Origin of the sequence: Halomonas sp. AOP7-E1-9, from assembly GCF_052376035.1 — a bacterium.
Lineage (GTDB): Bacteria > Pseudomonadota > Gammaproteobacteria > Pseudomonadales > Halomonadaceae > Vreelandella > Vreelandella citrativorans.
Genome location: NZ_JBQSVC010000031.1, coordinates 1 through 19,348 on the forward strand (window position 1 = coordinate 1; position 19,348 = coordinate 19,348).

Below are 19,348 nucleotides of genomic sequence, written 5' to 3' on the forward strand. Positions count from 1 at the left end.
GAGCAGAAATGTGTTTGGTTCTACTCATCTAATGGCGCGCTACCGTTCAATACATCACGGTGATATTGAGGAATGCACTCCAATGCATAGTGCGCGGCGGCCAGGCGAACGTCGTTACGATCACCGGAAAAGCGGCGTGTCTCGGTAATCATGTAAATCTTTTGCTCATGGCGAAATGCCCAAGCAAAGCATACCGTACCGACGGGAATATCATCGTGCGGCTCAGGGCCTGCAATCCCGGTATTGGCGACGGTTATAGTGGCATCGTTATTATTAAGTGCCCCTAGCGCCATTTCTCGAGAGGTTTCTTCACTGGTAAGCCCATACGTATCAATCGTATCGAAGCTGACTGACAGGTAGCGATTTTTTGCCTCCGGGGAATAAACCGCCAGCCCACAGTCAATGCACTGCCCGCTACCGGGCACACGGGCCAGCTCAGAGACAATCAGCCCTGCGGTGCATGATTCGGCAGTGGCCAATTTGAGTTTTTGCTGCTGTAGATAATCAGTAATTTGCTTAAGCAATTCCATTGCGTATCTCCTGACAAATCACAATCCCTGTCGTTTTATTCTTCCTCTTAAAAGGTAGCTGTTCTCAAAGAGGGCTGAAAAATCAGCCAACAAGTTCATCATTTGTTAAAAAGCCCTTATCCATTGATAAGGGCTTAGCGCTGTTTCTTCCCCCCACCCGCATAGGAGCTGTTCTGTAAGCGGTAGTCATGGCGCACCTCTACAATGACCAGGGCGTTTGCCCTGATCATGTGCTGAACTAGCCGGAAGGCTTTTTAACTAGAAGCTTTTTGAAAGCGTAATCGCGCCGTACTTGTCCTGCTTTTCCTGGCCATCAAATTCACGTGTGCGCTGAACACCGGAAAAAACGGCTTGCCACTCATCCCAGGCAATGGCAAAACCAGCGGCCCCTTCTCCTACCCACTCTTTACGGTCAACCGAGTGACTGCTGGAAAACACGTTGCCATCCAGAGTGAGGTTATGCGCGACGTAGTAGCCTTCGACATTAGCGAACACATACCACTGCCAGCCCGTTGTACTCGTCATGCGGCCACGGTTACTGGGGTTGGGGGTAAGCGTCGGGATACCGCTGGCATCATCACCCCAGCGAACGCCATAACCCGCACTGGCGTAGGTATTGAGATTGCCCAAGGCAACGCTGACACCGGGACCGTGAGCCAAGCGCTTACCGGCCAGAGGCACGTTATGCCACCACTGACGACGCATGGTTAGGTTAAGCAACGGCTCATCCTTTAACTGGTTATGCCAGCCGCTTGGACGTTCGCTATTGGTAATACGGTGCACCTCACGCTGAATGCTGTCAGCAAGCGATGATGGGCCTACCAAGCCGGCCTCTATATGAAGATCAGTGGCTTGCTGCCAGCGTCCTACCGGAACATCTTCATAAAGCGACATACCCGCATAGACCAGGCCTGCATAGGGGCGGTCGTCCTCAATTAGCTCAGAGCGCTCGATATCATCCGGCGTATAAATCTGGTGCACCAATCGGAAAGCAACTGAATCTGCCTGGCCTATCAAACTATCCGGCAGCGCCGTGGCTAAACGCTGGGTCCAGTTTTCCGGGCTGGGCTTAAATGCCCAATTAAGCTCGAAGCCGCTGGTAAAGTGCCCATCGTCACTGCTCATTAGACCGTCATTTTCATGTGTCACAGAAATGACGTTGTTATCTGCATTCGCCAAGGCAGGGAGTAGACTCATTGCTGCTACAAAGGGAAGCAGGCGCCAAGCAGGCAGGCAGACGTTGTACATTGCTCATCCCTTGAGTGGGGGTTAAAACCAAAGTAGCGCCCTCGAAGAGCGCTAGCAAACATTTCTGATTGTATGTAAACATGCAAAAAGATAGCAAGGAAATATTATTCGCCAAACATCAATAACAACCCAATACCCGTGGCGCAAGGCGCTGCCTCTCTTCTGTTCCAAAGGTGGGTAACAGTAAGCATAGCCAGTTCATACGCCCTCGCTGCGCGCACCAAGTTGGCAGTACCTTGCTGTATGTCTTCAAAGAAATAGCCTAACGGTCCCTTAACAGCCACTGCGGAGTAATTTCATGCTGGCCGTTTTCATCAGTGATAAACAGCGAGCCCTCACTCACCATAACCGCCCAGTTAATAGCGCGCGGGAGGTTCTGAGCAATCACTGCCAAGGCTTCTTGAGGCAAGGTCGCTACGTGAAGGTTTTTAAGCGTTGCCACGCCTGGAAGTACTTTGTTTTCCCATATATCGGTGCGCCCGTAGGCAAGCAGCGATACGCGCTCGGCGCGCCGTGAGCACCAGGTTAGGCGTTCGGCATCCGGCAAGCCTACTTCAACCCAATGCAGCACCCGCCCATCCAAGCTCTTTTCCCATAGTGCGGGTTCGTCCACATCGGAAAGCCCGCGCCCAAATGCAATCGCCTCGCTGTACCACAGTATATAAGCAATCAGCCGCGCACTCATCCGCTCTTCTGTTTCAGAGGGGTGGCGTGCCACGGTAAAACGTAGCGTTTCATACACCCCACGATCCAGGTCGGTAAGGTTAATATCAACTTTGTAAGGCGTCGCACTAAGGGCCATCAGAATATCCAGCGATAAATTTTGGCTAGTTTACCTGATGCGCGGCCCGATAGGCGCTAGGCATTCCGATAATCAGCCGTTAGGGTGCTGTGTTTTAACGTATCGGCTTCGTGATGAGGCTCACGCCATTTTTCGTCGAGCGCTGCTTGATACCACGCCTGCATCGCTGGCAGCGTCAACAGGTGCTTTGCATAAGCGTTCGAAGCCTCGCTTAAAGGCAAGCCAAACGTTTGTACACGGAAGACGACAGGTGCGTAGAAGGCATCTACCGCCGTAAATTCGTCACCTGCCAGGTAAGGGCCACCAAAGCGTGAAAGGCCTTCCTGCCAGAGCCTATCCAATCGAGCGAGATCAGCTCTGAGCCCAGCAGAAACATCCTGAAGCGTGACGCGCACGCCGCAGTTCATGGGGCATTCGTTACGTAACGTGGAAAAGCCGCTATGCATTTCGGCGCTGGCCGAACGTGCCCAGGCACGTATTGTCGCCTCTTTTGGCCATACCCGAGCATGCTGCTCGGCAATGTATTCAACAATGGCCAGCGAATCCCAGACGGCCGTCTCGCCATCCACCAGGCAAGGCACAAGCCCAGAAGGCGAAAAGCGAATAAACGTATCTCGACTCGCCCCATTGCCACCCTCAAAGGCCATAACGTGTTCCTTAAAAGGGATATTAAGCGCTTTCATAAGCACCCAAGGCCGCAATGACCATGAAGAGTAATTCTTGTTGGCAATGTAGAGATCAAACATGGTTACCCCTTTTTTACGTCAAATAAGCAAGGATGGCTACGCTAGTCGCATTATGTCGCCTTTCTTTATCCCATAAATTGCCTGTTTCATCGCCTAACAGATTCTTTTTTTACTTTATTTAAACCAAGGTCGTGTATGCAAGAAAATATCAAGCTGTACGATGTTACCGATAACATAGCCAGCAATTAGCACTATCATTGGGAGTACTCGCATGGATGAATGGACGCAAACGTTGTCCACAGGACCGTTGCTAGGCATTGCCGCCGTAGCGGTCTTGTCCCTTTTACTATTGATCATCAGATTCAAGATGCATGCGTTTGTGGCGCTGATGTTGGTGAGCTTACTGACGGCGCTCGCCACACAGATTCCAGTCAATGCGATTGTTCCCACGATGGTGGATAGCTTTGGGGGAACACTGGGCGCTGTTGCTCTACTGGTAGGGTTAGGGGCAATGCTTGGCAAGCTTGTTGAGCATTCAGGCGGTGCCAAAGCGCTTGCCGATAAAATGATTGATCTCTTCGGCGAAAAGCGAGCGCCTTTTGCCCTCGGCATCACGTCGCTGCTAATGGGCTTTCCGATATTTTTTTATGCCGGTTTGATCGTCATGCTACCGATCATTTTTGCCGTTTCGCGTCGTTTGGGTGGCCCTATCCTTCTTTATGCCATGCCTGCTGCCGCTGCGTTTTCGGTTATGCATGTTTTCCTGCCCCCTCACCCAGGCCCGGTTACCGCATCGGAGCTTTATGAGGCAAATTTAGGGTTATTGCTGCTTGCTGGCGTGGTGATTGCGTTCCCCCTTTGGTGGATATCAGGCTATATGTGGGGGAAAATTGTCGCAAAGCGCTACCCCTTCCCTCTCGCAGACTCCCTGTTCGGCGATGTCAGCGATGACCACGTTATCAACCCGCCTTCTGTCAGCGTTGTTATCAGTATGCTGTTGCTGCCGATTGTGCTGATCTTCATGAACACCGGCTTAAACTTTCTGCGCTCAATGGGCGTTGTGGATAGTGACGCGCTATGGTTCCAACTGCTATCAGCCGTCGGCAATACGCCGGTAGCGCTGCTTATTTCAACGTTGGTGGCAATGTTAGTGCTAGGCCGTCGCCAAGGTATCGGAGGCAGTGCATTAGAAAAAATACTGGATTCTTCTCTGGGGCCGATTTGCTCGGTAGTACTGATCACAGGCGCCGGCGGTATGTTCGGTGGCGTACTCAGGGCATCCGGCATTGGCGATGCGCTATCAAGTTCGCTCAGCGATATTGGTTTACCGATCATCCTGGCGGCTTATGTCATTGCGGTGATTATGCGCTTAGCCCAAGGCTCAGCAACTGTCGCCCTGGTAACCGCCGCCGGGCTCATGGCCCCCGCCGTGATTGGCGGTGACTTTACATCCATGCAGGTAGTGGCGATTACCCTAGCAACAGCAGCGGGCTCTGTCTTTGCAGGGCATGTCAACGACTCTGGGTTCTGGCTGGTTGGTCGCCTGTTAGGAATGGACGTCAAGACAACGCTCAAGACCTGGACCGTTCAGCAGGCGCTCGAATCCGTTGTCGGCTTTATATTCGCGGTTATTATTTTCATGCTGTTTTAGGTGAGCACGATGACAAAAGCACTTTTCGATATTAACGGCCGCTTGGCACTGGTAACCGGATCCTCAAGGGGGCTGGGCAATGCGCTTGCCAGGGGGCTTGCTTCCCAAGGAGCTCATGTCATTGTGCATGGGCGGGACCTGGAAAGCGTCAAGGAGGAAGCCCACAACATCGCCCAAGAGACAGGCGCCAACGTTGAAGCCATCAGCTTTGATGTCACTGATGCCAGGGCGACTCAGCAAGCCGTAGAAGCACTTATCGATCAGTTTGGCGTTCCGGATATCCTGGTCAACAATGCAGGGCTTCAACGCCGAGCGCCATTCAATGAGTACTCTACGTCAGATTGGGATGCGCTCATCGCCACCAATCTTTCGAGTCTGTTTTACGTGTCTCGTGCGTTGACTCCAGCCATGAGTGAACGTGGCTCGGGTAAGGTCATCAACATCGGCTCGGTACAGTCCAAACTTGCCAGAGAAACCATCGCCCCCTATTCGGCAACCAAAGGTGGGGTTGTTCTACTCACTCAGGGTATGGCTGCTGACCTTGCTCGCTTCAACATTCAGGTCAACTGCATTTCTCCCGGCTACTTTAAAACTGAAATGAATACCGCGCTATGGCAAGACACAAGCTTTAACCAGTGGGTGGAAAAACGCACTCCGGCACAGCGCTGGGGACATTTCGACGAACTGGTGGGCACGCTGGTCTATCTCTGTTCGGATGCTTCAAGTTTCGTTTCTGGACAAAATATTTTCGTTGATGGCGGAATGACCTCGGTGGTTTAACACCTGGAAATTGCCTTTGGGGATGAAGCACCATGCAAGCATTAGTTATTCACGGTAAGCAGGATCTACGCGAAGAAAATATTGATCTTCCAGCGCTCGCTCCCGGAAAAGTGCGCTTACGTATGTCTTTCGGTGGAATATGTGGCTCGGATCTTCATTATTATCATGAAGGTGCCAATGGTGCTTTTGTTGTTCGTGAGCCATTGATTCCAGGTCACGAAATGTCAGGAGTAGTCGATGAAGACCCAAGCGGGCAATGGCCGCTTGGCACACCGGTAACACTGCACCCCGCCACATTCGGGCAAAGCCAAACCGGTATCGAAGATAAGCCCCACTTGTGGCCCAACGGAGCCTATTTGGGCTCCGCGTCAACCTGGCCACATACGCAAGGGGGCATGAGTCAATTCCTTGATGTCGATGCCAGCATGTTGCGTGCATTACCCGATACTCTGCCACTCAAACGTGCAGCCTTAGCAGAGCCACTTGCTGTGGGTCTGCATGGGATCGAAGTAGCCGGAGGTGTTGACCAAAAGCGCGTATTGGTATGTGGAGCTGGACCTATAGGTCTACTCGCTGCCGCTGCTGCACTTGCCAGGGGCGCAAAAGAGGTATGCATTACCGATATTCTTGAGGGACCGCTGTCACGTGTAAAAATACTCGGGGTTCATCGCACCATTCAGGTGGATAGGGAAGAGCTCCCCGTGGAGGCCTTTGACGTGGTGCTTGAGTGCACCGGCGTTCCCGCCTCTATCAATAATGCTATTCTCGCCGTGCGCCGCGCTGGCGTTATTGCTCAAATAGGCATGATGCCTGCCGCTCCGCAGCCCATTGCGCTTGCATCGCTGATTGCGAAAGAAGTTCAGCTTAGAGGCTGTTTCCGGTTCAATAATGAGATTGATGAAGCTATCGCGCTACTGGCAGCCAATTCAAACTTTGATCACGTTATTACGCATGTATTGCCCGCCGCCGATGCTCAACAAGCCTTTGCTATAGCCAAAGATGCGGAGGTGTCCGGCAAGGTATTGATCGAGTTATGGAAGTAACAGATCAACGATTAAGATAATTGATCCCAAAGGGGGGGGCGTTACCGCCACCCCCTCAATAATTAACGGAAACCAACCGACGTACCTATCACGCCAACCTGACTAAAAGCTGGCCTTACGCTTCTCTATAAATGCGCTCATGCCCTCTTTTTGTTCCTCACCGGCAAAGCAGAGTGCAAATAGGCTAGTCTCCAGGGCCAGTGCACTATCAAGGTCCTGGTCCATCCCGTCATGAACGGCCTGCTTGGCACCGCGTACCGACTGAGGGCCGTTGCCTTTTAACTGTTGGGTAAGCTCTGCTACATAGCTTTCAAGCTCTGCCTGAGGCATTACGCGATTCACCAGACCGATGCGTAGCGCTTCTTTCGCGTCTATCTTGCGCCCTGTCGTCACAAGATCAATCGCCATGGCTGGGCCTACGCGGCGTGGTAAGCGTTGCGTACCACCAAAGCCTGGGATGACACCCAACAAAACTTCAGGCTGGCCGAATACCGCGTTGTCGCTGGCTACTGCCCAGTCGCAGGCCAGTGCCAATTCGCAGCCGCCGCCAAGGCAAAACCCGTTCACAAGGGCGACCACCGGCACCGGAAGTGTTTCAAGTCGTTTAATGGTTCGTAACGCCTGGCTTGCAAAGGCGCGCGCTTCTTCCGGCGTTTTATCACGCATTTCGGTGATATCCGCTCCGGCAACAAACGACTTTTCACCGGCGCCAGTCAGTAATACGGCGCGCAGGTTTGGCTGATTCTCAAGCTCAGTCAGGTGGGTCTCTAGCGCGGAAAGTACATCGCTATTTAACGCATTCAACGCCTTGGGGCGGTTGATGGTCAGGCGGACGATACCCTCGTTATCGACCTTTTCAATAACTGATTCGCTCATATTGGCTCCTTCATTGTTATGGTGGCTTAACTGGCCTGCCTTGCAACCCTAGCGAACGCTTGGTTGGGGGGCAATCACTTCTTTTCTCGCCCGCCAGAAATACAATCGCCGCCTCCAGGGGCGGCGATTGTCACAATAGGGCGATTAGCCAACCTCAAAATCACTCAGGCATTGAATGCCTGCCTCAATTACCGCCCGCTGGGCACGCCCAACAGGGAGCCACTGGGTGATCACAAACTGTGCGCTTAGAAGTTTTGCCTTATAGAAGGGGTCTGTTGTGCCCTGCCCAATGGCCGCCTGCGCACTGAGTGCCGCCTGCCCCATTTGCCAGGCGCATAACACATGGCCTGCCAGGTTTAGCAACGGAGTCGCATAACCTTGTACGGCATCAGGCCCGTTTTCCGGGTCTTTGCCTTGCTCAAGTACCTGCTGCTTGGCAGCACGTAAATCCTCAAGCCCGGCATCCAGCGCCTGCCCCAAATGAGCCAACGCAGGTTCAGCCTTGAGACGTTCAACCGTGTCGGCTACTTCGTTTAGCAGGCTGGAAAATGCTTCGCCATTATCACGCTGTAACTTGCGTCCTGCTAAATCCAGCGCCTGAATGCCGTTAGTGCCTTCATAAATGGGTGCGATACGAGCATCACGCAGCAGCTGTGCCGCGCCGGTTTCTTCGATATATCCCATCCCGCCGTGCACCTGAATACCTAACGAGGCGATCTCTACCGCTTGATCCGTTGAGAAGCTTTTTACCACAGGAATCAGGATATCAACGCGAGCCTGAGCCGCCAGGCGTTCACTCTCGTTTTCAGCATGGCGGGCGGTGTCCAGCTGTGCTGCACAGTACAGTGCTAACGCACGCAGCGCATCGGTGCGTGCGCGCATGGAAAGCAGCATGCGCCGCACGTCGAGATGCTCACTAATGGGGCACTCTTTACCGCCTCGCGCTGCCGACAAACGACCCTGATGGCGCTCTTGTGCGTAGGCAAACGCGTGCTGGCAGGCGCGTTCGGCCACGCCGATCCCTTGGATACCCACTTTATGACGCGCCTCGTTCATCATGGTGAACATGTGATTCAGGCCGCGCCCTTCTTCACCCACCAGATAACCGATTGCCCCACCCTGCTCGCCAAAACTTAACGAACAAGTTGGTGAGCCGTGGATACCCAGCTTGTGCTCAATGGCGGTGCATAAAACGTCATTACGCTCGCCCAGGGTGCCGTCATCATTGACGAGAAATTGAGGCACCAGAAAAAGCGAGATGCCTTTATTACCCTCTGGCGCATCAGGTTTACGCGCCAGCACAAAATGGATGATATTTTCAGCGGCGTCGTGCTCACCCCAGGTAATATAGATTTTCTGGCCACTTATCCGGTAATGATCGCCTTCAGGTACTGCCTTGGTACGCACTTTAGAAAGATCCGACCCTGCCTGGGGCTCGGTCAGGTTCATGGTGCCTGTCCAGGTCCCTTCTACCAAATGGGGTAAATACGTCGCTTTCAGCGGCTCGCTGCTATGATGGGCCAATGCTTCAATGGCGCCAGCAGTTAACATGGGACAAAGCCCTAACGCCATATTGGCACCGTGGAGCATTTCCTGGACGGCACTGGCCACCACTTCAGGCAAGTTCTGCCCACCTAACGCTTCCGACACGCCGATGCCGTTCCAGCCGCCTTCTACATACGCCTGGTAGGCCGCCGCGAATCCATCAGGCGTCGTTACTCGCCCATCCGGATGATGTTTGGCGCCTTGATGATCACCGGTAGCATTTAGCGGCCCCCAAACGTCACCCGCAAGCTTGGCGGCCTCATCCAGCACCGCCTCAACAACGTCGGGTGTTGTCTCTGTAAAATTGGACAGCGTCAGCGAGTGATGCCCGAGCAGTTCTTCGAGCACAAAACGCAAATCGCGTACCGGCGCGACGTAGTGATTCATGGCAAAACCTCGATGTAGAAATAAAACAGTCGTTTGTTATAAACCGTTATATTCGATAGTAGTTTCCTGCCTATCGTTACACCATTAGCCCAACGTCTCACCTCTTTACGATACAGACCCGCTACCAAATTACTTACGCGTGCTTAACTGTTCGACATCGTCATAGTAGGCAATTCGGGTTTCTTCCTCGGCGGGCGGTCCGACTACAGGTTCCGCTACGTCCACGTTTGGCACTGCATCCGACAAATCTTCCAGATGCTCGTGCTCAAGCGCCCCTTGGACAAGCTCCTCGGTAATCACAAGCTCTGCCCCGGCCGCAGTCATGGGCGTCGTCGCGGTAAACGGCGCCACCGGCATCGGGGCGGGGCGCACGCTGCGCCGCCAGGCAAAAAAGAGCAGGAAGAACAGGCTGAGCCCGCCAAATGCCCAGAACAACCCGGCATCGCCCACGGCTGTCATAACGGGTGAAATCATCAGCGGGCTTAAGGTTGCCCCGATAGAGTTAATCAGCAAAAGTCCTTGGCTCATACGTACAAGCGCCCCGGCGGGTGCTCGGTCGGCAGCATGACTGACGGCCACGGGGTAGAACGCAAACACTCCACCGCCCAGCAAAAACAGTAGTACCGCCAGCAGCGGCGTGGAGAGCGGTAGCCAAAGAATTGCTGCCGACACCAGCACACAAAAACCACTGATCCCGATAAGTACCATTTGGCGGTCGTGACGGTCTGACCAGCGCCCAATCGGATACTGCAGCAGCATGGCTCCCAGCACCACCAGCGCCATCATCTGGCCGACCTGATTCACGCTCATTCCAATGCGCTGCAAATAAAGGGGCAGCAAGGTGTACGCCGCCGCGACCACCATGCCCGACCCCAGGCTACCCAGCACGCCCGTTGGGGTTAACATGATTAATCGATAAGGAGGCAGCGGTTCGGCGTGCTCAATCAGAGGGGTAACACGCGGAATCATCGCCATTGGCAACACAGAAAGCGACGCCAGCATGCCGATCACCATAAACGGTGCCGTCCCGCCCATGGCATTGGTGACGCCCAGCAATAGCTGACCAATGACACCGGCGGCGTAAAGCGAAATCATGTAGAGCGCCAACAGGCGGCCACGCACTTTTTGCTCGCCTGCCGTGAGCAGCCAGCTCTCAATGACCAGATAGACACCGACCGTTGCCCAGCCGCCAATCAAGCGCAATGCAAACCAGGCCCAAGGGTCAAAAAAGAGCCCTTGAAGAAGCACCGTCACGGCAACCAGCGAGGCGAAACTGCCATAGGCGCGAATGTGCCCAATACGCAGCAATAACCGGTCGTTAAACAAGGCGCCCAAGGCCAGGCCAATAAAGTACGCTGACGAGACAATCCCGATCACCGTCGCAGACTCGCCTGCCGCATCCAGGCGTACCGTGATCAAGGTAGCCAAAAAGCCGTTGCCAATGCCTAAAATAAACAGGCCCAACAGAGGCGCAAACGCCATAGCCAGTAATTGCCGCGACATGAAAACCTCACCTTGCCAAACACGTTGTCAAAAAACAGGGTCAAAAAAAGCGGGCGTAGCTGTTTAAGAGCCGTTACCACCTTTTACACAACCACAGGCAAGAAACGGGCGCGCAATTATTGCCCTGGATAGCATAAAGTCAACGCTTTTTCATAGCCTGTTCGTATCGATTAGTGTTTTCTCAAAATAACCGTATCTTTTTCAGGAAATTCGACTGTTAGTTGATGCTGCGCGGCCCACCATTCAAAGGTTGCCTCACTGAAAAAACAGATATGGGTGGGGTCATTAATATAGTGCCAGTTGGCAAATGCTGCTTGAGTGGTCACTCGCTTGGTCATGATGCCCAGATAGCCACCAGGGAGTAGCTGAGCAACCAACTGCGCCAGCACCTTTCCGGGCATGGCTAAATGCTCAACGACCTCAGTCGCGGTGATAAAGTCATAGGTTTTCTGCAAAACAGACATGTCGGGCGCATAGAAAATGTCGAAGACCGCCATGGGGTGGCCAACTTCCTCGAACATCACAGACAGCGTGGGGCCAGGCCCTGAACCAAAATCCAACCCGTTGGCACCTGTCGGCAGTTTGGCTAGCAACGGCGTGAACAAGCGCCCTAAAAACCGCCGGTATCCCATATCTTGCGGTGAATTTTGATGCTGGTCATACTCTGCTTTTTCATCCGCTACGCTTAAATGCTGCTCGGACGGCACAAACACCAGCCAACACGTGGCACACTGGTAATATTCACGACGATGATTTTGATGATAGAGCGAGACCTTAATTTCACCGCATAGCGGACAGCATTGCATCGTCGTATTCTCTGTTTTTCGGTTTTGCATTTAAGGAAAGAGGCATGCTCTCAGGCTTGGATCATCTTGTTGTTACTGTCACAGATATGGGTCGCGCGGTTGATTTTTACTCGCGAGTTCTCGGGCTAGACGTACGCTATCGTGATGCCCAACGGGTAGATTTAATGCTGGGCGATACCGCCCTACGACTCCATCAAACCGACACCGACATCGAGCCTATTTCTGCAACCCCTACGCCTGGCAGCCTGGATTTATGCCTACGCTGCCAATTGCCGCTGGATGAATTCAAACAGCATCTAGACGTGCTGGGCATTGAGGTTGAACTTGGCCCGGTGGCTCGCCAAGGCGCCAATGGCGCGATCGAGTCCGTTTATCTGCGCGACCCCGATGGTAACCTTTTGGAGATTTGCCGCCCGGCTCGCTAATGTTACCGCCAGTATCTTGCTGGTCAGTGACTAATGCTTAGCGGCGTCGTGCAAGGTATTATAGGGCGTTAAGAACCTTCGCTTTATTGTCTCATCCGTATTAAAGGTAAAAAGACATGCAAGATAACCGTCATGACTCGCCGATTGAAGGCGAAATTATTTCAGAACACACTACCGCCGAGCCAAGCAAGCAGCACGACACCACAATGGCCATGGTGGTTTATGCGCTTTATCTGGCAAGCTTTGTTGTCGGCTTCACCTCGGTTGTCGGCGTCATCATTGCCTATGTCTATCAAGGCAAAGGCCCGGCCTGGCTGGACGAACACTACCGCTATCAGGTTCGCACCTTCTGGATTGGCTTGCTGTACGCAAGCATTAGCTTCCTGCTCACCTTTGTACTGATCGGCTTCCCGCTTTTATTTGCACTGGCGGTTTGGTTTATCGTTCGCTGCGTTAAAGGGTTTAAGGGCTTACAAGATAAACGTGCTCCGAGTAATGTGGACAGCTGGTTAATCTAACGAATGACGGAACACGCAACGACATCAGACAAGCGACTCTCCCGAGCCACGGCGATTGCGTGGCTTTGGCGCAGGCTTTCGCGCTGGCCCCTGCCGCGCCTGTGGCGTTTTGCCTCCACGCTTGGTCCTCTCGTTTACTGCTTTAGCCGCCGTGAGCGAAACGTCACCGATATTAATCTTAAGGTGGTATACCCCGCGCTTGACCAGCGTAAGCGCAGGGCGCTCGCTAAACAGAGCCTTCGTCACTCCACCGCCACCATGATGGAGCTGGGCTATGCCTGGATGGCGGAGCCTGATCGCGTTGAAGCAAGTATTGTTGAAGTGCATGGCCGCGACAAGCTGGACAGCGCTCGCGCGCAGGGCCGTGGTGTTATTGTTCTGGCGCCGCATTTTGGTAACTGGGAAGTGTTGAATTTCTGGCTTTCCAGCCATTTCCCTTTCACCGCTATGTACGAGCCTCCCAAAATAACCAACCTTGAGCCGATTATTCGCCATGGCCGCGAACGGATGGGCGCACAGTTAGTGCCCACTAACCCGCGGGGCGTTGCAGCACTGCTTAAAGCACTTAAGCGCAGCGAGGCCATCGGCATTCTGCCTGACCAGGAACCCGACTGGGGCAGCGGCGTCTTTGCGCCGTTTTATGCACGCGATGCGTATACCGCCACGCTACTCCCCAAACTGGTGGCGCGCACCCAGGCACGCGTTGTCACAGGCGTTGCCCTGCGCCTGCCTGGGCGCGGCTTTGCTATCCATTTTCTGGACGCCGACGAGCGGGTGTATAGTGCTGACGAAACAGTGTCTGCGAGCGGGGTTAACGCCAGTGTTGAAGCGTCAATTGCGTTGGAACCCGCCCAGTACCAGTGGGAATACAAGCGTTACCGCAAAGTCATCGAAGAGCAGCAGCAAAACCCCAACGCCAACGACTTCCGGCTTTACTAGGGTTTCTCTGAGTAGGTACTGATTTATCAGACCTACTCATCGTCATGACGTGCATAGACATCATCGAGCCTTTCGATATCGTCTTCCCCCAGATAGGCACCCGACTGAACCTCAATCAGCTCTAACGGGATTTTACCGGGGTTCTCTAAGCGGTGAAGTGTGCCAATCGGGATATAGGTCGATTGATTTTCACTGACTAAGAAGCTGCGCTCTCCCACTGTTACCTGTGCCGTTCCGCTTACCACGACCCAATGCTCGGCGCGATGATGGTGGCGTTGAAGGGAGAGTCGGCCGCCGGGTTTCACCGTAATATGCTTAACTTGGTAGCGCTCACCACTATCAATTGCTTGAAAGTCACCCCAGGGGCGATGTACCTGGGGCGTTGACTGAAGCTCGTGGCGCCCTTTACTGGCTAACACCGCGACTAATTGTTTTATGTGCTGGGCCTGGTCCCGATGCGCCACCAGCACGCTGTCAGAGGTTTCAATCACAAGCAAGTCGTTAACGCCCAGCGTGGTCACCAAGCGGTGTTCGGCCATCACGAGTGAATTCGTGGTCGAGTGCAAAAGCGCATCACCTTGCACCACATTGCCCGCTTCATCCGCCGCGGCCATCTCCCAAAGCGCATCAAAACTGCCTACATCGCTCCACTGAGCATCAAGGGGGATGACGGCCGCAAAACGGCAGTGCTCCATGACGGCATAATCAATCGAATTGGCGGGGCAGCGCTGAAACGGCGCTTCAGCGAGCCTTAGAAAATCCAGATCGCTGTGAGCGCCATCAACAGCGGCCCGGCAGGCAGACAGCATCTCGGGTTGAAGGTCCGCTAGCTGCTCAAGATATGTCGAAGCGCGTAACAAAAACATGCCGCTGTTCCAAAGCGTATCGCCTTGTTCAAGCAGTTGAGCGGCGCGCTCGGCATCCGGTTTTTCAATAAACGAGGCGAGCCGATAGCCCTTTTCCAATGCATCACCACAGGCGATATAGCCATATCCCGTTTCAGGATGCGTAGGCACAACGCCAAAGGTGACTAAATAGCCCTGCTCTGCCAAGGGCACGGCCCACTCGACACTTTGTTGAAAAGCGCTCACATCGCCAATGACATGATCCGCCGGCAAGACCAACAGCAGCGGATCGTCTCCTACGGCCCTGGCTAACAACGCCGCACAGGCAATCGCAGGCGCTGTGTTACGCCCTTCCGGCTCTAGCACAATACGCCCCGCCTGGTTCGCTTCACGCAGTTGCTCAGCCATAAGGAACCGGTGCGCCTGATGGCCCATAATAAACGGCGGTGTCGTACTTATCCCTTCCAGGCGATCCAGCGTTTGCTGAAGCAGGCTCTTCGACGAGGTTAAGCGCAAAAACTGTTTGGGCATTTGCTCGCGTGAAAGCGGCCACAGCCGTGTGCCGCTTCCCCCGCATAGAATCACCGGCTGAATCATAGTCTCGTCCTTGTAGGCAAAGTGTTACCGGCTGCCAAATGCTTCCCGTAACCAGTGGCGAAGCTGGCTCATTCGTGCGGCCTTTTCAGGATTATCCAATGACGGCAGCGTGCCCTCCACAAATCCATACGTGCGAAAAGGCGCCAATAACGCTGGGTCACCTCTACAGCGTAGTCGACAAACCAAGCGTAATGATCACGTATCCGCTCACTATCCTGCCAGACCACCTCCGGTGGGTCACTCGCGTGCTCCCAAGGCGCAAAAATAGCCCAGCGGCGCCTGCAAGCATCGCGCAAAATGCCCATATTTGGCCTACATTACCTACTAGCAAGTGAAAGATTGAGCGCAACAACGGCAGGTCTACATATACGTTAAGCGGGCGTCCAAATGCCGTGTAAGTGGCGGCATTACCCAGGTTGGCGACCATACGTTAGATGAACAGTGTGCATAAAGGATTTAGTGTACAAAATTTGTTCAAACATGCTGGTAGTGATGTTAGCTCACCCTGTTTTAGTCAGCCGTCGAAAGGAACTCGCCTATGCGCTGTACGACGTTGAAGAGCCCGGAGATCGGAAAGTGGATATTACTGCTTGGCTGCTTTACGGCATTGCCAGCCAGTGCCCACACAGATGACCATTTCAATGCGGTCATTGAGCAGGCTAAACAGCTTGCTGAACAGGCGTATCAAGCGCCTGAAGAATCACTACCCTCGGCCCTAAAAGAGATTGATTACGACACCTATCGACAAATCCGCTTTTCGCCCGACCAGGCCTACTGGCGTGATGAAAGCCCCTTCAATTTACAGTTATTTCATAGCGGATTTATTTTTCAAACGCCTATCACGCTGAATATCATTGAGGGCGATGACGTTACTCCGCTGCCCTTCTCCAGCGATGATTTTCAGTACGATGACAATGCTGAGGCGCTTCTTGAGCAGGATTTAACCGGCAGTGGCCATGCCGGATTTCGGCTGCACTATCCCCTCAACAATGACGATTACGCGGATGAGTTCGCGGTCTTTTTAGGCGCCAGCTATTTCCGTTTGGTGGGCCAGGACCAAACCTACGGATTATCAACGCGAGGATTAGCGATCGACACAGCGTCATCTGAAAAGGAAGAGTTTCCAGCCTTTCGGGAGTTTTGGCTATATAAGCCAGGCGAAGATGCCGATGAAATCACGCTGCTCGCTCTGCTCGACAGTCCATCGTTAAGCGGTGCTTACCGAATAACACTGCGTCCTGGTGAGCAAACCAATGCCGAGGTAGAAGCCGAGCTATTTGCCCGTCACGATGTCGCCAAGCTAGGTATAGCCCCGCTTACCAGCATGTACACGTTTGGCGAGTCTAGCCATGAAAGGTTTGATGATTTTCGGCCGCAGGTACACGACTCTGACGGATTATTAATACATACAGGCGCTGATGAATGGATTTGGCGCCCGCTCAGTAACCCTCAAGAGACACATATTTCAAGCTTTGTGGATAACGCCCCCCACGGTTTTGGGCTGATGCAGCGTGAGCGCGACTTTAGCCGCTATTTGGATATGGAAGCGCATTACCATCAACGGCCCAGCCAATGGGTAGCGCCTATTGATGCATGGGGCGCAGGTCATGTTGAACTAGTAGAAATACCCACTCCGGATGAAACCCACGACAATATTGTTGCCTATTGGGTCGACGATGAGCCGCTTAACGCTGGGGACTCACGCCACCTTCATTATCATACCCACACACTCAATGATGCCCAGGACCACGACGTAGGCCGAGTCATTCGCACCCGTCATGGCAAGGCCACCATTGAGGGGAGCGCCAGTGAAGGCGCTACATTAGAGCGCCAGTTTGTTGTCGATTTTCAAGGCGGTGCGCTTGACGACATTGCCCCAGACCAACCCGTCAAGCTCGACATTAGCACCCAAACCGGCAACGTCACGCAGCCCCATGTTATGTCGCTCCCCGATAACATGTGGCGCGCCAGCTTTCGAGTTCCGCCGACAACTGAACCAAGTGATATCCGCCTGCGTTTAATGCTCAACAACCAGCCCATTAGCGAAACCTGGAACTATGTGTGGTATCCCGATGCGTAAATCTATTGAACTTACCCCGTTGATTCCGTGGTTGGCCTTTCGTCGCGCATTGCTGACCGTGCTCGTCATCAGTTCCAGCATTGCTGGCTGTGTGGTGATGTTCAAGGTTATTTCCTTTTTGGAAATAGGCTGGCAAATCACCATGTTGGTACTGTTTGCACTAACGTTTAGCTGGATCGCCTTGGCGTTTTGGGGCGCTGTGTTCGGTTTTATTGTGTGCGCCCTGCGGCTAGATCCCTTAAGCCTGCGTCGGCAAGTGCCGCTTTCGCCTAACGGCAATTTACTGGTGAGTAAAACAGCGCTGGTCATGCCGATTTATGCAGAACCTCCCATCCCCACTATTGCAGGCCTCGAAGCGACCTGTCGCTCGCTAATTGAGCAGGCACACACCTCCTCGAACCGTCCTGAGACGCTCTTAAGCGAACACTTCGACGTCTTTATTCTGAGTGATACGCAGGACCTCAACAAAGCCCAGGAAGAGGCCGCCCACGTGGCAGCACTTCAGCAGCGCCTTGCCGGCCAATTGGCGGTTCACTACCGTCGCCGAGAGAACAACCATGAGCGTAAGGCAGGTAATATTGCCGATTTTTGCTGCCGCTGGGGACGCCGCTACGACTATATGGTGGTTCTGGATGCGGATAGCCTGATGAGTGGCGAGACGCTGTTAACGCTTGTTCACCGTATGCAGCGCGAGCCCGGTGTCGGCTTGATTCAAACCGTTCCGATTCCAGTTGGCCAACGCACGCTGTTTGGCCTTTTCACGCAGTTTGCCTCTGCACTTTACAGCCCGATGCTGGCCGCAGGCCAAAGCTTCTGGCAAGGCGATGCTGCCAACTACTGGGGGCATAACGCCATTGTGCGCACGCGCGCCTTTATGGCCAGCGCAGGCTTGCCTACCATTCCCGGCAAACCGCCGCTTGGCGGGGAAATTCTTAGCCACGATTTCGTTGAAGCCGCACTGTTAAAAAGAAGTGGCTGGCAGGTACTTCTTGATACCACGGCCACCACCGCCGTTTCACGTCACGACCCGTATGCCAGCGCCTCTCATAACAGCTTTGAGGCCATGCCCAGCAATATGCTCGACTTTGCCAAGCGTGATCGTCGTTGGCTGCAAGGAAATTTACAGCATCTACGTTTGCTAACGGGCGCGGGCTTTCACCCAATCAGTCGGCTACATTTTTTCTTCGGCGCCTTTGCCTATTTATCATCGCTTGTGTGGCTCGCTTTGCTGGTGTGTACGAGCCTTCTGGTCGGCTACCAGGCGATTGATGAGCCGACAGAGCAAATGCTGCCCAAATCGTTATCCGTAGGGCTACTGACCATTACCTTGGGGATGCTGCTGGCACCCAAGTTTTTGGGGTTTTTACTGGCACTCGGACAGTGTCCGCATGCCTTCGGTGGCAGGCTTAAGCTATTCACCAGCATGGTATTGGAAATACTCTTTGCCGCGTTGATCGCTCCCTTGATGATGGCATGGCACAGCCTATTTATTATCACTGTGCTGCTAGGGCGCTCTATTGAGTGGCAAACCCAACCCCGAGGCGAGCGCTCTTTACCATGGGGAGAAGTGTGGCAGCATGCTGGTTGGATGACACTATGTGGCCTTGCCTGGGCGGGAGCTGTCATGCTGTTTTCCGCCTCAGCCTTTGGATGGCTATCGCCGGTATGGCTAGGCCTGCTGTTAGCCGTGCCGATCATCAAGTACTCCAGTAGCAGCACGTGGGGCGGCGTTATCAATCAGCGCTTAGGGCTGCTACAAACGCCTAGCACGAGTTTGAGCCCATCTTTGCTGGATGAATTTAACACCCTTATGGCGCGCGACAGTTCAACCTTGCCTGCCATGGCCGATGGTTCTCCGTATGTTCTTAATGCGCTGCCTTCTGAATTGTCTGGTGAGATGCCGCCTCAGTCGCTAAACCAGTTTAGCGTCCACGCGCCGTCGTCCCCGGCTGCCCAGACGAAGGAGCCTCATTAATGCTTGGCCAGCTAGCACATCGGCTAAGCAGTTCGATGCTGGTTTAACGTAGCCTGAGGTTAGCCACAGGTGCAGATGGCCTACCTCGGGCGACCTGCATGCCTGCCGAGTG

Annotated in this window: 17 protein-coding genes; 8 read left to right on the forward strand and 9 right to left on the reverse strand. The window is 53.7% G+C overall.

From position 1 onward, the window contains the following. Window positions 1-20: 20 nt before the first annotated feature. The 4 genes from ACT3R4_RS14775 to ACT3R4_RS14790 form a co-directional block, all read right to left on the reverse strand. Complete coding sequence (locus ACT3R4_RS14775; RefSeq protein WP_441679485.1) at window positions 21-530, reverse strand: CinA family protein; 510 nt, start codon at window positions 528-530, stop codon at window positions 21-23. 258 nt (window positions 531-788) lie between these two features. Further along, the gene (locus ACT3R4_RS14780; RefSeq protein WP_441679486.1) at window positions 789-1,778 is read right to left on the reverse strand and encodes a lipid A deacylase LpxR family protein; all 990 of its coding nucleotides are present in this window, start codon (window positions 1,776-1,778) and stop codon (window positions 789-791) included. 262 nt (window positions 1,779-2,040) lie between these two features. After that, entirely contained in the window at window positions 2,041-2,580 is a 540-nt protein-coding gene (locus tag ACT3R4_RS14785; RefSeq protein WP_441679488.1) for a YaeQ family protein, read from the reverse strand. A gap of 56 nt (window positions 2,581-2,636) precedes the next feature. After that, window positions 2,637-3,326, reverse strand: a complete 690-nt coding sequence (locus tag ACT3R4_RS14790) for a glutathione S-transferase family protein (protein WP_172117290.1) — start codon at window positions 3,324-3,326, stop codon at window positions 2,637-2,639. A 211-nt stretch (window positions 3,327-3,537) separates the two neighbouring features. Here ACT3R4_RS14790 and ACT3R4_RS14795 point away from each other — a divergent pair, with 211 nt between their 5' ends. From ACT3R4_RS14795 to ACT3R4_RS14805, 3 genes are read left to right on the forward strand one after another with little or no spacing between them, the layout of a single operon-like run. After that, window positions 3,538-4,917 (forward strand): GntP family permease, encoded by a 1,380-nt coding sequence (locus tag ACT3R4_RS14795; RefSeq protein WP_496203799.1) that lies wholly within the window; start codon window positions 3,538-3,540, stop codon window positions 4,915-4,917. Window positions 4,918-4,926: 9 nt separating this feature from the next. Further along, window positions 4,927-5,697 (forward strand): glucose 1-dehydrogenase, encoded by a 771-nt coding sequence (locus ACT3R4_RS14800; RefSeq protein WP_193054512.1) that lies wholly within the window; start codon window positions 4,927-4,929, stop codon window positions 5,695-5,697. A 32-nt stretch (window positions 5,698-5,729) separates the two neighbouring features. Beyond that, window positions 5,730-6,740: an L-idonate 5-dehydrogenase gene (locus tag ACT3R4_RS14805; protein ID WP_441679490.1), complete on the forward strand. Its 1,011-nt coding sequence runs from the start codon at window positions 5,730-5,732 to the stop codon at window positions 6,738-6,740. A gap of 102 nt (window positions 6,741-6,842) precedes the next feature. Here the strand turns inward: ACT3R4_RS14805 and ACT3R4_RS14810 are convergent, their stop codons facing one another. The 4 genes from ACT3R4_RS14810 to ACT3R4_RS14825 all read right to left on the reverse strand — a co-directional run bounded on the left by ACT3R4_RS14810 (window position 6,843) and on the right by ACT3R4_RS14825 (window position 11,857). Beyond that, on the reverse strand, window positions 6,843-7,616 hold the full coding sequence (locus ACT3R4_RS14810) for an enoyl-CoA hydratase-related protein (RefSeq protein ID WP_441679491.1): 774 nt from the start codon (window positions 7,614-7,616) through the stop codon (window positions 6,843-6,845). Window positions 7,617-7,760: 144 nt separating this feature from the next. After that, window positions 7,761-9,548: an acyl-CoA dehydrogenase gene (locus ACT3R4_RS14815; protein WP_441679492.1), complete on the reverse strand. Its 1,788-nt coding sequence runs from the start codon at window positions 9,546-9,548 to the stop codon at window positions 7,761-7,763. Window positions 9,549-9,677: 129 nt separating this feature from the next. Continuing rightward, complete coding sequence (locus ACT3R4_RS14820) at window positions 9,678-11,051, reverse strand: MFS transporter (RefSeq protein ID WP_441679493.1); 1,374 nt, start codon at window positions 11,049-11,051, stop codon at window positions 9,678-9,680. Window positions 11,052-11,221: 170 nt separating this feature from the next. Beyond that, the gene (locus ACT3R4_RS14825; protein ID WP_441679494.1) at window positions 11,222-11,857 is read right to left on the reverse strand and encodes a class I SAM-dependent methyltransferase; all 636 of its coding nucleotides are present in this window, start codon (window positions 11,855-11,857) and stop codon (window positions 11,222-11,224) included. Between the two features lie 44 nt (window positions 11,858-11,901). Here ACT3R4_RS14825 and ACT3R4_RS14830 point away from each other — a divergent pair, with 44 nt between their 5' ends. The 3 genes from ACT3R4_RS14830 to ACT3R4_RS14840 all read left to right on the forward strand — a co-directional run bounded on the left by ACT3R4_RS14830 (window position 11,902) and on the right by ACT3R4_RS14840 (window position 13,739). After that, on the forward strand, window positions 11,902-12,282 hold the full coding sequence (locus ACT3R4_RS14830; protein ID WP_087109765.1) for a VOC family protein: 381 nt from the start codon (window positions 11,902-11,904) through the stop codon (window positions 12,280-12,282). A 116-nt stretch (window positions 12,283-12,398) separates the two neighbouring features. After that, window positions 12,399-12,800, forward strand: coding sequence for a DUF4870 family protein (locus ACT3R4_RS14835; protein WP_172117296.1), 402 nt, complete (start codon window positions 12,399-12,401; stop codon window positions 12,798-12,800). 3 nt (window positions 12,801-12,803) lie between these two features. Then, a complete protein-coding gene (locus ACT3R4_RS14840) occupies window positions 12,804-13,739 on the forward strand; it encodes a lysophospholipid acyltransferase family protein (RefSeq protein WP_193056785.1) in 936 nt (311 codons plus the stop codon). Window positions 13,740-13,771: 32 nt separating this feature from the next. Here the strand turns inward: ACT3R4_RS14840 and ACT3R4_RS14845 are convergent, their stop codons facing one another. Beyond that, on the reverse strand, window positions 13,772-15,181 hold the full coding sequence (locus tag ACT3R4_RS14845) for a mannose-1-phosphate guanylyltransferase/mannose-6-phosphate isomerase (RefSeq protein ID WP_441679495.1): 1,410 nt from the start codon (window positions 15,179-15,181) through the stop codon (window positions 13,772-13,774). A gap of 538 nt (window positions 15,182-15,719) precedes the next feature. On the opposite strand from ACT3R4_RS14845, the gene ACT3R4_RS14850 reads away from it, so the two are divergent. Together ACT3R4_RS14850 and mdoH are read left to right on the forward strand one after the other, a co-directional pair. Next, window positions 15,720-17,261: an OpgD/OpgG family glucan biosynthesis protein gene (locus ACT3R4_RS14850; RefSeq protein ID WP_441679497.1), complete on the forward strand. Its 1,542-nt coding sequence runs from the start codon at window positions 15,720-15,722 to the stop codon at window positions 17,259-17,261. Next, complete coding sequence (gene mdoH / locus ACT3R4_RS14855) at window positions 17,254-19,236, forward strand: glucans biosynthesis glucosyltransferase MdoH (protein WP_441679498.1); 1,983 nt, start codon at window positions 17,254-17,256, stop codon at window positions 19,234-19,236. The genes ACT3R4_RS14850 and mdoH overlap by 8 nt, the downstream gene beginning before the upstream one ends. The last annotated feature ends 112 nt before the right edge of the window (window positions 19,237-19,348 follow it).

Bases quoted from the DNA above. Each gene is read 5' to 3' on its own strand.
- ACT3R4_RS14845 (WP_441679495.1), bottom strand. From the start codon at position 15,181: ATGATTCAGCCGGTGATTCTATGCGGGGGAAGCGGCACACGGCTGTGG.
- ACT3R4_RS14800 (WP_193054512.1), top strand. From the start codon at position 4,927: ATGACAAAAGCACTTTTCGATATTAACGGCCGCTTGGCACTGGTAACC.
- ACT3R4_RS14805 (WP_441679490.1), top strand. From the start codon at position 5,730: ATGCAAGCATTAGTTATTCACGGTAAGCAGGATCTACGCGAAGAAAAT.
- ACT3R4_RS14790 (WP_172117290.1), bottom strand. From the start codon at position 3,326: ATGTTTGATCTCTACATTGCCAACAAGAATTACTCTTCATGGTCATTG.
- ACT3R4_RS14810 (WP_441679491.1), bottom strand. From the start codon at position 7,616: ATGAGCGAATCAGTTATTGAAAAGGTCGATAACGAGGGTATCGTCCGC.
- ACT3R4_RS14830 (WP_087109765.1), top strand. From the start codon at position 11,902: ATGCTCTCAGGCTTGGATCATCTTGTTGTTACTGTCACAGATATGGGT.
- ACT3R4_RS14820 (WP_441679493.1), bottom strand. From the start codon at position 11,051: ATGTCGCGGCAATTACTGGCTATGGCGTTTGCGCCTCTGTTGGGCCTG.
- ACT3R4_RS14850 (WP_441679497.1), top strand. From the start codon at position 15,720: ATGCGCTGTACGACGTTGAAGAGCCCGGAGATCGGAAAGTGGATATTA.
- ACT3R4_RS14785 (WP_441679488.1), bottom strand. From the start codon at position 2,580: ATGGCCCTTAGTGCGACGCCTTACAAAGTTGATATTAACCTTACCGAC.
- ACT3R4_RS14840 (WP_193056785.1), top strand. From the start codon at position 12,804: ATGACGGAACACGCAACGACATCAGACAAGCGACTCTCCCGAGCCACG.
- ACT3R4_RS14825 (WP_441679494.1), bottom strand. From the start codon at position 11,857: ATGCAATGCTGTCCGCTATGCGGTGAAATTAAGGTCTCGCTCTATCAT.
- ACT3R4_RS14780 (WP_441679486.1), bottom strand. From the start codon at position 1,778: ATGTACAACGTCTGCCTGCCTGCTTGGCGCCTGCTTCCCTTTGTAGCA.
- mdoH (WP_441679498.1), top strand. From the start codon at position 17,254: ATGCGTAAATCTATTGAACTTACCCCGTTGATTCCGTGGTTGGCCTTT.
- ACT3R4_RS14815 (WP_441679492.1), bottom strand. From the start codon at position 9,548: ATGAATCACTACGTCGCGCCGGTACGCGATTTGCGTTTTGTGCTCGAA.
- ACT3R4_RS14795 (WP_496203799.1), top strand. From the start codon at position 3,538: ATGGATGAATGGACGCAAACGTTGTCCACAGGACCGTTGCTAGGCATT.
- ACT3R4_RS14835 (WP_172117296.1), top strand. From the start codon at position 12,399: ATGCAAGATAACCGTCATGACTCGCCGATTGAAGGCGAAATTATTTCA.
- ACT3R4_RS14775 (WP_441679485.1), bottom strand. From the start codon at position 530: ATGGAATTGCTTAAGCAAATTACTGATTATCTACAGCAGCAAAAACTC.